At 38.2% G+C, this 15,268-nt stretch carries 15 protein-coding genes and 1 riboswitch; of the genes, 2 read left to right on the plus strand and 13 right to left on the minus strand.

What is annotated here, in order from left to right; all coding sequences use genetic code 11:
• Positions 1-20: 20 nt before the first annotated feature.
• The 4 genes from MUG87_RS05080 to MUG87_RS05095 all read right to left on the minus strand — a co-directional run bounded on the left by MUG87_RS05080 (position 21) and on the right by MUG87_RS05095 (position 4,369).
• Entirely contained in the window at positions 21-788 is a 768-nt protein-coding gene (locus tag MUG87_RS05080; protein ID WP_247086167.1) for a metallophosphoesterase, read from the minus strand.
• Positions 789-1,286: 498 nt separating this feature from the next.
• Positions 1,287-1,892 (minus strand): CPBP family intramembrane glutamic endopeptidase, encoded by a 606-nt coding sequence (locus tag MUG87_RS05085; protein ID WP_247086169.1) that lies wholly within the window; start codon positions 1,890-1,892, stop codon positions 1,287-1,289.
• A complete protein-coding gene (locus tag MUG87_RS05090; RefSeq protein ID WP_247086171.1) occupies positions 1,873-3,345 on the minus strand; it encodes a RecQ family ATP-dependent DNA helicase in 1,473 nt (490 codons plus the stop codon). The genes MUG87_RS05085 and MUG87_RS05090 overlap by 20 nt, the downstream gene beginning before the upstream one ends.
• Positions 3,335-4,369, minus strand: coding sequence for a YpbB family protein (locus MUG87_RS05095; RefSeq protein WP_247086173.1), 1,035 nt, complete (start codon positions 4,367-4,369; stop codon positions 3,335-3,337). Before MUG87_RS05095 ends, MUG87_RS05090 begins: the two co-directional genes overlap by 11 nt.
• A 252-nt stretch (positions 4,370-4,621) precedes the next feature.
• Between MUG87_RS05095 and MUG87_RS05100 the strand changes: the two genes are divergently transcribed.
• Positions 4,622-4,870, plus strand: a complete 249-nt coding sequence (locus MUG87_RS05100; RefSeq protein ID WP_124563851.1) for a ferredoxin — start codon at positions 4,622-4,624, stop codon at positions 4,868-4,870.
• Positions 4,871-4,903: 33 nt separating this feature from the next.
• On the opposite strand, the gene MUG87_RS05105 is transcribed toward MUG87_RS05100, so the two are convergent.
• On the minus strand, positions 4,904-5,476 hold the full coding sequence (locus MUG87_RS05105; protein ID WP_247086175.1) for an ECF transporter S component: 573 nt from the start codon (positions 5,474-5,476) through the stop codon (positions 4,904-4,906).
• Between the two features lie 207 nt (positions 5,477-5,683).
• A riboswitch (FMN riboswitch) is annotated at positions 5,684-5,815 on the minus strand.
• 254 nt (positions 5,816-6,069) lie between these two features.
• Between MUG87_RS05105 and MUG87_RS05110 the strand changes: the two genes are divergently transcribed.
• The gene (locus MUG87_RS05110; RefSeq protein WP_247086177.1) at positions 6,070-6,750 is read left to right on the plus strand and encodes a hypothetical protein; all 681 of its coding nucleotides are present in this window, start codon (positions 6,070-6,072) and stop codon (positions 6,748-6,750) included.
• A gap of 313 nt (positions 6,751-7,063) precedes the next feature.
• Here the strand turns inward: MUG87_RS05110 and MUG87_RS05115 are convergent, their stop codons facing one another.
• From MUG87_RS05115 to MUG87_RS05150, 8 genes are all read right to left on the minus strand, one after another.
• On the minus strand, positions 7,064-7,663 hold the full coding sequence (locus tag MUG87_RS05115; RefSeq protein WP_247086178.1) for a peptidoglycan DD-metalloendopeptidase family protein: 600 nt from the start codon (positions 7,661-7,663) through the stop codon (positions 7,064-7,066).
• Positions 7,664-7,883: 220 nt separating this feature from the next.
• Positions 7,884-8,456 (minus strand): cob(I)yrinic acid a,c-diamide adenosyltransferase, encoded by a 573-nt coding sequence (locus MUG87_RS05120; RefSeq protein WP_247086180.1) that lies wholly within the window; start codon positions 8,454-8,456, stop codon positions 7,884-7,886.
• Between the two features lie 101 nt (positions 8,457-8,557).
• A complete protein-coding gene (locus tag MUG87_RS05125) occupies positions 8,558-10,294 on the minus strand; it encodes an ATP-binding protein (RefSeq protein ID WP_247087511.1) in 1,737 nt (578 codons plus the stop codon).
• Positions 10,294-11,007, minus strand: coding sequence for a response regulator transcription factor (locus tag MUG87_RS05130; protein WP_247086182.1), 714 nt, complete (start codon positions 11,005-11,007; stop codon positions 10,294-10,296). The genes MUG87_RS05125 and MUG87_RS05130 overlap by 1 nt, the downstream gene beginning before the upstream one ends.
• A 196-nt stretch (positions 11,008-11,203) precedes the next feature.
• Entirely contained in the window at positions 11,204-12,361 is a 1,158-nt protein-coding gene (ccsB, locus tag MUG87_RS05135) for a c-type cytochrome biogenesis protein CcsB (protein ID WP_247087513.1), read from the minus strand.
• Between the two features lie 14 nt (positions 12,362-12,375).
• Entirely contained in the window at positions 12,376-13,989 is a 1,614-nt protein-coding gene (locus tag MUG87_RS05140; RefSeq protein WP_247086184.1) for a cytochrome c biogenesis protein ResB, read from the minus strand.
• An 11-nt stretch (positions 13,990-14,000) separates the two neighbouring features.
• Positions 14,001-14,522, minus strand: a complete 522-nt coding sequence (resA, locus tag MUG87_RS05145; RefSeq protein ID WP_247086186.1) for a thiol-disulfide oxidoreductase ResA — start codon at positions 14,520-14,522, stop codon at positions 14,001-14,003.
• 10 nt (positions 14,523-14,532) lie between these two features.
• On the minus strand, positions 14,533-15,258 hold the full coding sequence (locus MUG87_RS05150; RefSeq protein WP_247086188.1) for a pseudouridine synthase: 726 nt from the start codon (positions 15,256-15,258) through the stop codon (positions 14,533-14,535).
• Positions 15,259-15,268 lie beyond the last annotated feature (10 nt).

Raw genomic sequence — 15,268 nt, forward strand, 5'->3', positions numbered from 1 at the left:
TTTTCCCACCTTACTTTATATCATAATGAATGTTTTAATGTAATCACATGTGTTTGGGCAGGCGCTCGAAAACGAAATGGTAGTAGAGTTGTACCGTAACCGTTACTTACAAATAACGTTGTATAATCATATTGATAAATGCCACCCTTTAAAAACCTATTGTGATGAAACAAGCGAATTTGACCACCATGCGTATGACCACTTAACACTAATGAAATATGCTCTTTACCTGTAAACTTATGAACAATCTCCGGATTATGACTGACAAGTATTCGAAACCCTTCTTCTTCACAGTCTTGCAGAGCCAAATCAAGCCTGTCTCGCCTTACACCTACATCATCCACACCAATTAGCAAAAGACGCTCTCCGGCATTCGATTCTAAAACTGCTCTTGTATTATCGAGCACTGTCACTTTGTTAGCTAAGAGTAGGGCATCCAATTCATGATAATCCAGCTCATAATCATTGTTTCCCCAAACAAAGTATATTGGTCCAATTTCACTGAGTAGTTTTAAATTGGAAGCAATTTGAGAAAGCGGAACACCGCGTTCTCCTATATCTCCTCCAATAATAACAAAGTCAACTTTCCCTTTCACCCCATCAACAATGGAACGCGATATATTACGTCGGTGAATATCAGATATAAAAAATATATTTACTTCTTTAAAGCTACTTGGTAAATCATGCAAAACAATATCTTGCTGGATTACCTTATTTTCATTCGCTTCTTTATACATATATAAAGCAAATAAAAACAAAACTAGTGCAATAACAATTAATACAGTCATTTCATACCCCTTATATTTAAGTTGTACATAAACCAATACATAACCTATACAAATGATAACATATTTTTGGAAAAATGATAAATTGAAAGATGTTTTTGATACATATGCACAAGTAGAAAAGCTGACATTTTGCAAAAAGGAGAAAAGACCCAAACGAGTAGTTATAATCACGTCTAGAAAGAAGCAGCTGCCCGGCCAAACCAAGGTACAAACGATTTGTTCTTCCTCCATTCTTATAACCTTTTCCGTTATATAAAGCAGCCTGTATTGATTACAGATAGAGCAAAACTATATATGGGGAATTATACTCCTTCACTATGTTTATTAGGAGCAAAATCAATCTTTTCAAAATAAGAAGGTTCCTTTACTTTTAATGTTGTTAACTTATATACTATGATAGGTAAAATGATAAATAAAATAACGAGCACACGTATAAACCAATGTTTAAGTTTTTTTCGTCTCTTACGGTTTGCTCTAGGGGGTAAAACAGCTTCAATATCATTCGACCCTGTCACTCCAGTATTCATCCTCTTTATTGTCTGCTCCCTTCCGTAAATGTAGTCCCATCATGAAATCTGTCAAAAAGTGCGCAAACACCGTAATAAATAAATTACCTGTTAATTCAAAGAGGCAACCAAGAAACATACTGATTACTAAAACAAAAGTAAACAAGAATGGCTTGCGCATGTAACGTACATGCAAAACAGCAAATGTAAGGCTTGCCACCCAAAAACCAAACTGTGTTTGAACAATACCTCGAAATAAAAATTCTTCAGCAAAGCCAATTAATAATGTTAAACATGCCAAATGAAAGATGCCGATACCATAAAATACACGCTCATTAATTCCACCATCATCAAACCAACTCTCCGGAAACAACTTTATGGCTACATAATCTAGCATAACGATACAAGCTGCTGCGCCCCCTCCTATTATCATAATAGGAATCGGGTCCCATACAAATAAAGCCAGCACATCTTGTGGATTATCAAACAACAGCCAAGCCAATATAGTACTGATTAATAAAACTAACAGTTGTGTAATATATAAATTTAAACGCAATTCCTTTCCTGTGAAATTGCGACTACGTTTCTTTTCTGTCATAATTCATCCCCAATAATTCTGCTAGTTCTCTCTGCCAAGCAGATACTTCTTTCACAATTTGATTTTCTTTCCTATAATACTCCTTACTGTTAATGCCACAAATATCACAGCAATTTTCAGGGCGTTTTTGCATTTGTTCATCAAACAGATGTAAAATATACTGTCTGCGGCAACGATCTGTAAATAGCCACTGTTTCATCACATTTAGCTTTTCATACTTACTTTGCAACCTCTCCTCTATTTTTCCTAGAATATATTCCTCTGGATACAGACTTTCTTGTTGTAAATAGTGATGAATAAAGCGCCAATGTTGCTCGGATAGTCCAGACGCCCAGACCAAATATTCGAGATCTGTTTGTTCCGTATCTTGCATAAGTGCAAATAGCCTTTTAACATTATCTGGGTTTGGCAATTCATCATGAATAATGGAGAGCGGTAAATCGTGATCATTGTCGCTCCAAAGTAAAACGGCAATACCACTTGTGCCGTCGCGGCCAACTCGACCGATTTCCTGCAAATAGGATTCCAAGTTTACCGGATACTGAAAATGAATGACATAACGAATGTTGGGTTTATTAATCCCCATACCAAAAGCGCTGGTGCAGCAAATGATATTTAATTGATCATTTAAAAACTGCTGCTGAATCAGCATCCGATCTTCTTGTTCCATTCCCCCGTGATAATGAGAAACGCCGTGTATACCTTGTGTACGCAAATACGTTGCTAGTGTCTCTGACCAAAACCGACTGCCACAATAAATGATTCCTGGTCCTTGAAGCTTCGTGACATACTGCAATATTCGAACCTTCTTTTCCTCAATGGAGGACACACGTTCTACCTGCAGTGCTATATTAGGACGATCTATAGAATGCAAATGACACACAACATGTGAAAGACCCAGACTCTCAATAATATCTTCTACTACTTTCTTTGTTGCTGTTGCCGTTAGTGCCAATACAGACGGAGAACCAATTTTAGAAATTACTTGACGAAGTTTTTGATAGTCTGGACGGAAATCATAGCCCCATTGTGAAATACAATGTGCCTCGTCTACTACAAATAAAGAGATATGCACTTGTTGCAATACTCGTATGAAATGCGCTAATTGCAGCATTTCCGGTGAAACAAATAGAAATCTATAGTTTTGTATGTGACGTAAAATCCTTTGACGTTCGTCTGGCGTACGAAAGCTATTAAAAGCGGCAGCACGTTTTTCACCAATTAAACGCAGTTGGTTAACTTGATCTTCCATTAGCGCAAGCAAAGGTGACACAACAATGACAAGTCCATCTTTGGCATACCCAGGAATTTGATAGCATATTGATTTCCCTCCACCTGTAGGAAGCATCGCTACAACATTGTTTCCTTTTATTACATCTTCAATAATCTCTTTTTGACCAGCGCGAAACTGCTTATATCCAAACTTACTGTATAGTAATTCTTCAAGATTCATGCTTTCCTCCCAAACATGCCATCACCAGTCGAATGTGAAAATAACTTACATGCGGTAAATATTGTTTTAATATCCGTAAGGTTCTTGAATCAGTTTGCTGTAGGGCTTTCTGTACATTAATAATCGTTTCCTCTGACAGAAAAGTGTGAATGGGAAAATGCGGTAAGTGTGTTGCAATCTCTACAATATGATCTTCAATTGTATTTAACTTCAATGATCGAATGTTAGCAATCTGTTCCATAGTTTTTCCCTGTTTCCAAAGTTCGTAAGTTTTTTGGGTAGATAAACTGAGAACATGCCTTGTACGTGGCAATAATTGAGAAAGAATGGGATAGCCTGTCCCTTCTTTCATCAGAAACCGTACTATCCCATGGATTGCACCTAAAAACGATAAATGGACAGCAGATGGATCCATACCTAACATTTGTGCAATTTGCAAATGTGTATACCCAACTCGGCTAAAACCACTTAGACGATATACAACCACTGTCGCTTCTTCAGCAGTCAGATTTTTCAACAGCAACTCACATTCTGTGTGTAGCTTATAACGAAATTCATCTCGAGAACACGCTTGTTTTAATAAAAATTGCTTAGTCCATGCTGTTACTTCATGTTCTGCTTGTATTGGCAAAAACGGTACTCGGTGCTGCAGATATGAAACAGTTTGGATGAGCAAAGATAGCCGCTTCCAAAAAACCTCTCCTGCTTCTCCATACTTTAGCCCATGTAGGTGAATTGGGAATTTAAAATCCTGTAGTTCTTGCTCCCCTTTTTCAGTCAAAATATATCGAGCCTCTTCTATTTCTCTTAAAAAATCATGTTGTATCATTTGTTTAATATGCTCATTATACGTATGTCGCTCTAATCTTCTGTAAATACCAAATAAGAAAGACAATTGATATATAGATGCATCTTGCAAAGTTTGCGATGACCGCTTTCCCTTTAGCAAATGATATATAGATGCCGCACTTCTTTCTCCATTCATTTGTTTAATTCCGTACAGTACGACATGTAAAAAAGTCACTTGACTCAACTCCTGTTGTATAAAGTTTTATACTCCTCTTCTATTGTATCAAAAGAAGAGGATCGTGGTCATTCGGAATTGTAAATATGAATTGAATCATTAACTACTGCTATCATTTCAACAAAATGGTTGACATATCTAACTGATAAGCATTATCATATAATTTTATATTGAAAAGTTTATCAAACCGTTTTACAATAAGGATACAATTTTCATTCGGCAAGGCCAATGAATATACTAGGAGGTTACACTATGGCAAAGTATACAATTGTTGACAAAGATACTTGCATCGCATGCGGCGCATGCGGCGCAGCAGCACCGGACATCTATGACTACGACGATGAAGGCATCGCTTTTGTAACACTTGATGACAACCAAGGAATTGTAGAAATTCCTGATGTATTACTTGACGATATGATGGATGCATTCGAAGGTTGCCCAACAGATTCCATCAAAGTTGCAGACGAGCCATTTGACGGCGATGCTTTAAAATTTGAATAGAAAAAAACCTTGCGAATAATCGCAAGGTTTTTTTTAAGCATTTTGCATTTTTGATTCTAACCACACTCGTAAACGAGAGTACAACAACACAAATACAACAGCCACGATGGCACCTTTAATTATGTTAAATGGTAAGATACCCGTTACAACAACTTGGCGAATTTGTTCGCTAGACTGAGCTGGAAAGCCTAAGAACCATGTATATGCAGGGAAAATAATATAATAGTTTAACACACTCATAATTAGCGTCATCAATGTAGTTCCCACAACCAACCCTACAGTCAGACCTTTTACAGTGCGATGTTTACGGAAGAAATAGGATACTGGCAATATAAATAAGCAACCGGCAACGAAATTAGCTAGTTCGCCAATTGGCACCCCTGTCAAATTCCCTTGAATACCGTAATGCAAAATGTTTTTAATTCCTTCTACAATTACACCAGCCATCGGTCCGAAGATGATAGCAGCAAGCAATGCTGGTACATCACTAAAATCAATTTTCAAAAATGCCGGCAACCCTGGAAACGGAAAATCAAACATCATCAGCAAATACGAAATACTGCTCAGCATTGCCACCGTTACTAATTGTGTTACATTTTTCTTCATTATACTTCTCTCCTTTTTCCACCGATCCACTGGAAAAATGGAAAGTCTGACACACCTATTTATGAATAATTTATGCAAAAGTACCACAGTTAACTTGAAGGATACCTTGGCCATATCCATACAAAAAACCCCTTTACCAATCGGAAAGGGGGAAATTGTAAGGTGCGCTAAATAAACGTTTAAAAAGTTGTATTTTAAACGCCTGACCTCCATCTTCTCCCATCCAGACTATACTGTCGGCTTCGGAATCGCACCGAATCCTGCCTTAACGGCTCGCGGGCTTAGAGCATATTGCTCATCACCGCCGGTAGGGAATTACACCCTGCCCCGAAGATAGATCGATATTTTATTTTCACGGTTATTATACAATAATATATTTATTTTGTATATAAAAAAGAACGAAAGACATTTTTTATAAATAGTTGCAAAAGTGTTTGAACAGTAAGCAGATTGTCTCTATTTGTAATTATGAATCTCCTCTCTTGCTTTGAAAACCAAGAGGAGTTAAACACAATTTCTTTATAGTTTTTTACAGCTGAAAATGTTAATATGATTTATTATGGAAACAGTATGTTACCTGCGGGGGAAATACAATGAAACAGCGAAAAAAGCAATCTATTTATCGATTTATGCAAAAAAGCCTGCGTAAAGAGTATTTTTATCTGAAGCGTGAATTATTACTATACTGTCCTGTGGATTTCGGAACTGTCTCAGCTAATGCATATTATGCAGCATTTGACAAGGATGGTATCAGTATTTACGAGTATGATCGACGTGCTGAAAACCGCATTCGCTTGCTGGAGCGACATCCATGGAAAACCTGGAAACAAGTAAAAATAGATCATTTTTTACAAAAATCCGAATTTGTGTTTCAAGGGCAAACAAACCGAATTTTTCAATTTCTTAAAAACGGACAAGAAGCACAAGCAATTATTGATTCCTATACTTCTATTGAAATCACCGAAATTCCAAGACCTTTATGGCGTAAAATTCCTGGATATCGTTCTAAAACGCCTATCAGTATGTACGTAGCTTCTCTTTTGTATACGATTCTGCTAATGACCGCTCTTAAAGCACTAATTCCTTATGTGGTAGAAAAGGCTCTTTACGCTTTCTCTATTTTTACCATGTTGGCAAGCACCTTATGCTTATGTATTGGTTTGATTGAACCGTCTATTGTTTTATTTTCGAAAAATAAAACACGAGCCAAAGTTATCTATTATTACACTTACTTTATGGCGTGCGGGTTTATTTCTATATTCATTTTCTGGTGATAAAATACCGATGAATTAACCGTTCAAATCGTTATATAGAGGTGACGAAAAGCGTGCATTCGCACGCTTTTTTAATCTAGACTGTGTTAAAGCATAGTGTTGATTATTTGCACTTGTTGATTGAAATGAAGGGGGTGAGATTCCTGCGGGAAAAGCGAGTCAAAGGGAGACCCCCCAGAAAGCGAACCCCCGTAACGGAAATCAACAACAAACTTTAACAGAGCCTTAATCTAAAAAATTATACAAGAACGTTCCATTCCTTAATTCTAAGGTCCTGACATCCGAAAACAAATGGATATGCCTTGCTTGTCTTTTAATTAATAACTAGCTTTTGTTCTAAATAAATCCGATCACTGCGCAAGCCGTTTTGCCCCTTCAGTTGTTCTACCGTTGTGCCAAATTTACGAGCAATTTTTGATAAGGTATCTCCTTTTTGTACAACATAAGAGTGTGCTGACGTCATCTCCGACGTAACATCTCCTAGTACAAGCAAAGGATTGACCGCATTGGTTTTTGCAAAACTCCATTCCTTTTTATGTACTTCAAAGTGTAAATGAGCACCAGATGAATGTCCTGTATTTCCAACCAACCCAATTACTTGACCGCCTTTAATACGATCCCCTTCTTTTACTGTACGTTGAGACAAATGCGCATATACTGTTTCGTAATCTGCATGGCGAATGAATACAACATTTCCATAGCTTTCTGAATAATAAGATTTAGATACTTGGCCATCTGTTGCTGCTAGCACTGGCGTTCCTGTAGAAGCAGCAATATCAATTCCATAATGCTTACCAGATCTTGTGCCAAAGTAATCGCTGATTTCACCTGACACAGGCCAAGTCCACTCTTCCTCTGCTTTTACTGTAGATGAAACACCTAAAAGTAAAATAGAGCATAATAACCACTTCATTTCAAACCCTCCTCAAATTCACACCCTATTATCTTAAACCGATTTATAGGATAATATGTGTCTTGTTTTGAGGAAACTATATGCCTCCCATATCAGATACCCATTACCATCATTATTTCACAAAAATTTTCATTACAATTACCTATTGGTTATCAACATCCGGCTTTAACACAGCCCAATTTTATAATAAAAGACAGACTGTACGTCTGTCTTTTAACACTTACTTCTCATTTTTATCTTTGAATACAATGGCACTGCGTTCGTATTCTACATCTTTTACATTCAGCTTTGCGTTTACAACGCGAGCTAAAGCAAATAGATAGTCAGACAAGCGGTTTGTATACTTCAATACTTGTTCGTTAATTTCTTCTTCCTTCTTCAATGCCACAATACATCGCTCCGCTCTCCGAACCACTGTACGAACAACATGCAATGCTGCGGCCGCTGGGGATCCTCCAGGCAAAATAAAGCGTTCAAGCGGAGGGGCTTCTGCGATATATGCATCAATCCGTTTCTCTAAAAATGTAATCATATCCTCTGTCACTTTATAGGGAATCTTATGTTTTACTACCGCTAAATCCCCACCACAGTCAAACAGCTCATGCTGTATACGCTCAAGCTCTTTATACATACTTTCAAACTCGCTATCAGTTAGCAAAGTCATTGCTTGGCCTAACAAAGAATTTGCTTCATCTATTGTTCCGTAAGCCTCCACGCGCAAATTATCTTTATCAACACGTCCTCCTACCAAACTTGTTTTACCAGCATCACCTGTTTTTGTATAAAGTTTCATATGTATCATCCTCCTCTTTATTCACTTCTATAATTTTTTAAAAATTCCTGTGAATTTTCTGTTGATTTCTTAAGAAAAACCCTCTGTACAGCACAGAGAGCTTACATTTCTTGCGGAAGACAAATTGTAAATGTCGTACCAATATTTTCTTGGCTTGTTACAGAAATTTGTCCCCCATGGACTTCTACAATATTCTTAGCGATAGCGAGTCCTAAGCCGGTTCCCCCTGCTTTATCTCGTGTTCTCGCTTTATCTCCCTTATAAAATCTTTCAAAAACGAATGGAATGTCTTCAACTGGAATGCCAATACCAGAATCCTTAACTTCAAAGCAAATGCAGGTTTCCCTATCTTGAATCAATAGTTCAACAGTCCCTAAAGCTGCTGTATGTCGAACTGCGTTATCAATTAAATTAGTGAACACCTGCTCCATACGATCCGGATCAAATGTATATATGTTATGTTTTGTTAACACACGCGCTTTTAAGTGCACTTCTTTTTCCCTAGCAATTCCTTGGAATTTACGAATAATTTTATCAACAAAAGGACCGATCTCTGTTTGTTCCAGATGCAGTTCAACGTGACCACTTTCCATACGAGCAAGATCTAACAGTTCATTTACCAGCCGCCCTAAACGAAGCGATTCATCGTAAATAATACGAACAAATTCATCAACCTCTTCTTTGGTTGTTACAACATTATCAAGAATTGCTTCGCTGTAGCCTTGTAACATTACCATAGGTGTGCGCAATTCATGAGAGACATTTGCTATAAAATCCTTGCGCATTTTCTCCAAGCGCCTTTCTTCTGTCATATCACGCAATACAGCCACAGCACCGCGAATGCGTGTTTGATTATACAAAGGTGTCATAAGAACAACATAATTACTGCTTGTAACATTAATTTCTATTACTTGTTGTTGTTCACTTTGCACCACTTGTTGAAACAAATCAATTAATTCTGGCGGCAAATTGGTTTCTGAAGGAGCCATTTGCAAAAATTTTTCCGCAGGGGGATTCACCACCACTACCTCTCCTTCTTGATTCAAGGTAATAACACCATCAGCCATGCTACTTAATACACTGGCAAGTTGTTCCTTCTCCTGCTGCAGTGCGTTGATATGAAATTTAAGTTGCTTTCCCATCTTATTAAAAGCAAGTGCCAACTCCCCAATTTCATCATTTGACACTGCAGTTGCTTTTGTATCAAACTTCCCTCTTGCAACTTCAAAGGCAACTTCTCGCATTTTTCTAAGGGGCGCTGTAATACGTGTAGACAAGAAAAAAGCAAAGAACGTCGTTAAAATAATTGCGATTCCCGCAGATAGAAAAATAAAATCAGTTGCTTTATCCATTGCCTGCTTTGGCACTTGGAGTGATTGATACACAAATACAGCCTCGCCAGCCTTCATTGGAACACCTACAATCATAATAGAGTTGTTGGCGTTACTTTTATCACTTTGTACCCTTAGCCTCTTTTTGACTGTTTTTTGTTCTGTAAATACATGTTCCAAATCAGAATCTTTCTTTAAATCCCCTACTGTTAAAGCAACCAGACCTGGCTGTTCAGGAGAATACGAAATATTATTTTGCTTCACAACGGCAACCCGAGAAAGAGGATCAACAAATGGATAAGCAGCCATTTCAACCGTTTTTTCATCCATTCCATTTTCAATCATCTCGGCAATACGAGTTGCTTGATTAGTAAGCCTTGTTTCACTTAATGTAACATAATAATTCTGAAAAAATTGATGTAATAAAATAGCAACAAATCCAAGTACAAACGAAACCAATAATAAGATCGTAATCCAGAGCTTACCTACTACACTTCTCCAAATCATCAATCGTTGACTACCTCAAACTTGTAACCTACGCCCCACACAGTTACAATCATTTTTGCAGCATTCGAAGATTGCTTATTCAGCTTTTCCCGCAGTCTTTTTACATGTGTATCCACTGTACGAAGATCGCCAAAAAATTCGTACTGCCACACCTCTTTTAACAGTTGTTCGCGGTCAAATACTTTATCTGGCGCTTTTGCTAAAAATAAGAGCAACTCGTATTCCTTTGGGGTTAAGTGCACTTCTTTATCATCTGCCATAACACGATGCGCATCATTATCAATTGTTAAATGTGGAAACACCAGTAAATCCTTTGTTGCTGTTTCTGTTGTGAAGAAAGCCGCAGGTGCGGCACGACGAAGCAACGCTTTTACACGTAACACCACTTCACGCGGACTAAATGGCTTTACAATATAGTCATCCGTGCCCACTTCAAATCCTTGTACACGATTTACTTCTTCTCCCTTGGCAGTCAGCATAATAATTGGAGTTGCCTTCTGTTCACGAATCTCTTTACATGCTTCAATGCCGTCTTTATCCGGCATCATAATATCTAATATAATTAAATCATAATCATATTGCAGCGCTTTTAGCACAGCTGTTTCGCCATTATCCGCTTCATCAATCACATAATTCTCTCGCTCTAAATACATCTTTAGCAGTCTTCTAATTCTTTCTTCATCGTCCACAATTAAAATTTTTGTTTCCTGCATAGTCTCCTACTTTCCTCATAACAAACATTGTACATTGCTTGCATGAAATGTATTGAAAATATAGTATGTACTGATTAAAAGTAAATGCTATTATTACTATGACAATATTTTATAAAAATTAGAACACCCTTGTCATGCTTTTTATAAAATTGAAGAAAATTTGACAAATTTTAAAGGAGATGACAAAGTCATCTCCTTATGCGTAAGAATGTAGTCCTGCAATAATTAAGTTAACGGCAACCAAATTGAACATGATAATGGCGAATCCCACAACTGCCAGCCAAGCGGATTTTTCACCTTGCCATCCTTTTGATAAACGAAGGTGAAGGAACGCTGCATAAAATAGCCATGTAATCAGCGCCCATACTTCCTTCGGATCCCAACCCCAAAAGCGCGTCCAGGCCACTTGTGCCCAAATCATGGCAAAGATTAGCGCACCGAGCGTAAATACCGGAAAACCGATTGCAACAGAACGGTAGCCAATTTCATCAAGTAAATCGTCATTCACTTTACGAACAAACGGCTGCAATGCTGCTCCGAGTCGCTTGCGAAGCACCAAACGCAGCAATGCATATATAACTGTACCAAATAGGAAAGCCCATATCACTGTATTGAGCTTTTTAGCATTGACGATTGGTGGCATTTCAAGCGGTGAAGCAAGCTTGTCCTCCGTTAATAGCTTTCCTTCGTGTGGTGTTACAAGTGCTGGCAGTGTATACACCATCTCTTTCACTTGCTTTTCTTTGTTTACCCACTCAAACTTTGCTTCATAGTTCATTGCTGAAAATGTAACAGATGCAGTGACAAACCCTAACGTTACCACTAAGCTGTATAAAATACTTTCGAGCCAAAATGTACGTTTGCTTCGTACATTTTGATTTACATTTTTAACAAGATAGATAAGCCCTGCCACAAAGCTAATTGCTAAAATCGCTTCTCCGGCAGCTGCAGTTGTAACATGGATATAGAGCCAGCTACTTTTCAATGCCGGGATAAGAGGTGTAATCTCGCGCGGAAACATACTTGCATACGCAATGACTAAAATGGCGACTGGTAAGGCAAACAAACCAAGCACACTTGTGCGATACATAAAATAAATAATAATGAAGGAAAATACCAACATCATACCGAAAAACGTAGTAAATTCAAACAAGTTGCTCACAGGCGCATGTTTAGCTGCAATCCATCTCGTCACAAAATACACTAGTTGTGATAAAAAGCCGAGAATGGTAATTCCAATACCGATGTTTGCCCATCTATGACCTTTTTCACGAATCGCTCCCCCAAAGAATAAGGTAGCAATTAAATATAGAACAAAAGCTACAAACAAAAAGTTACTGCTGATTTGTGCCATCACATTTTACACCCCTACTTGTTTTTCTCCATTACCTTGTCTTGCGGCACTGTGATAGCTGTTCCTTCTAACACCTTGCCAATCTCATTTCGAAAGCCATACCAATTTTTGTTCGTATGCCCTGCGATCCACCACTGTCCATTAATTTTCTGTAGCCAAATGCGGCGATGGTTCCAATACATCCCTTGCATAACACCAATCATAAAAATGGCACCGCCAATACCCAAAATCCAAAGCGTTAGATCTTTACGGACCGTCAACGCTGTCGCGTTTCTCGTCTCAATACCTGCAAACGCCATTTTATAACGGTTATTCCCTTCCGCTTCAATATTCTGACGAATGGCCACAAAACTTACTTCCCCACTTGGTGTATCTGGTGTATACATCTTAAATACAAATGCTGGATTATTCGGCAATTTTGTTCGTGTACTTGGTTTACCTTGCTCATCAAAGTAAAAATCAGGAAAATAATCTAGTAATTCTACAGATTTCCCTTCCCCCAAATCATATTTTACTTGTGGGTTGGCTAAATCTACTGTGATAGGACCCCACTTTGTTCCGGTTTCTTTTTGCTCGAGATGAAGCAGCATCTTACTTAGTTCGTTTTCCTTGTAGTCTACTTGATATAAGGCATAGTTATCTATTTTAAGAGGCTCGTTTACGCGTATTTTATGCGTTTTAACTTTCTCAAGCTTTGGTTTTTGCCCCGCAATTGTTTCTCCCTTTACCTTATATAAAACAGCATTTGTTTGATAGTTTTTAGGAATCATATTATTACCAACACGATTAATTGCTTCATCATATACAGCATCTTCTTGCTTACTATCATACAATTCCTTAATAAATTTTTCATTCTTAATGTAGTACTGTCCATTCGTACCCGGAATTTCCTTTGTCTCACCTTCTCGAAGCCAAAGCACTTCATCCACATACATCCCTGGCACAAAGCGAAGCATGGCACCAAATAAGAAAATAATAAGTCCAGTATGGTTTACGTAGGGACCCCAACGAGAAAATCGTCCTTTTTCCGCTAAAACATTCTCGTCCTCTACTCTAATCGTATATTTTCGCTTTTGCAGTTTCTCTTTCACACTCTCAATCTCTTGTTCTGTCGCTTTTGTGACGCCAAAAATGCGTTGACGTTTTAAAAAACTCTCATGACGTGTTACACCTTGTTTTTTGAGTGCTTTGTAGAGCGGAATACCGCGATCCAAGCTGGCGATTACAATTGAAATTCCAATACAAGCAACCAAGACCATATACCACCAAGAGCTATACAAATCATTAAAGCCCAACTGATAATAAAGAGCACCAAGTATACCATATTGTTCTTCGTAATATTGCTCTGGTGTTACACCAGGCGGTAAATACATCTCTTGCGGAAATACTGTACCGAGAGCCGATGCAATCAGTGTAATAACAATTAGCCAAACACCGACTTTAACAGACGAAAAAAATACCCATACTTTATCAATAATTGTTTTTTTATTGGTAATGGAACGACGTGCACTCCCCTCATAACGCATATCCAATAATCCTTGTTCTTGCACAAACGCTTTACCACAGCTTTCACAAAATACGGAACCTGCAGGGCTTGTATGTCCGCATTCGCATTTGACGTATTTCATTCCCCCACCCCTTACGGCATAATTTCTTTTAGATGCTCCTCAAGCTGCTCTTTGGTTTGTGTACCTGTAATTCTACGAATCACCTTGCCGTCTTTATCTATCAAAAATGAAGTAGGCAACGGGCCCACCCCGTATGTGTTTAAAACTTCCGTTCCCTTATCAATAGCAACCGTAAACTGCAAATTATAGCGTTCAACAAAATTCTTAACAGCAATTTCCGTTTCGTCAGCATTCAGCGCAATGATTTCAATCCCTTTTTCTCGGTACACATCCTGCAGCTCATTCATGTAAGGCATTTCTTTTTCACATGGCTTACACCACGTTCCCCAGAAATTTAGAAATATGCCTTTTCCTTGTAATTCTGACAATTGCACTGTATTTCCTTGCAAATCTGTCACCACAAAATCTGGTGCAATTTTCCCAACTTGCACCTTCTCTTTGTCGGCAAAAAAGTTTTGATACAGCGTAAACCCTAAAGCTCCTACTAAAGTAAACAGAATGATAGTACGAAATAACAGTCTGTTCTTTTTCATGCTTGTCCCCCTATTTTGTCGCAGATGCAAATGCGCGAAGCTGTTTTACCTCATGCGGGGTAAGCGCTCTGCCATCACCAGGGCGCAATGCGCCAAGTCCTAAAAAGGCATAGCGCTCACGTTTTAACTTGGTAACCTTACAGCCTACCGCTTCAAACATTCTACGAACTTGTCTATTTCTACCTTCATGAATGGTAATCTCTACAAGTGCAGTTTCTTTTTTACGATCACTGCCAAGTACTTTAACCTTTGCCGGCGCAGTTTTACCGTCCTCAAGCATTATCCCCCTCTGTAATTTACGAACCTTTTCATTGTCCATAATGCCTTTTACTTTAGCAATATACACTTTTTCAATCTCATTGCGAGGGTGCATCAACAAGTTTGCAAACTCTCCATCATTTGTTAGCAATAACAAACCTGATGTATCATAATCAAGACGACCGATTGGGAAAATGCGCTCCTTTACCATAGGAAAAAAATCGGTAACCGCTTTGCGGCCTTTTTCATCTTTCACACTAGAAATGACCCCAGTCGGCTTATACAGCATAAAATAGACGGGTTCTTCTTTTTCAATTTGAATGCCCTCTACCTCGATGCGGTCATTACGAGTTACTTTTGTTCCGAGTTCTTTGACTACTTTACCATTCACTTTTACACTGCCCTGTTGAATTAATTCTTCCGCTTTTCTTCTTGATGCAATCCCCGCTTGGGCAATCACCTTTTGTAATCTTTCCATTCCGATTCTT

Origin of the sequence: Ectobacillus sp. JY-23 (assembly GCF_023022965.1) — a bacterium.
Classification (GTDB): domain Bacteria; phylum Bacillota; class Bacilli; order Bacillales; family Bacillaceae_G; genus Ectobacillus.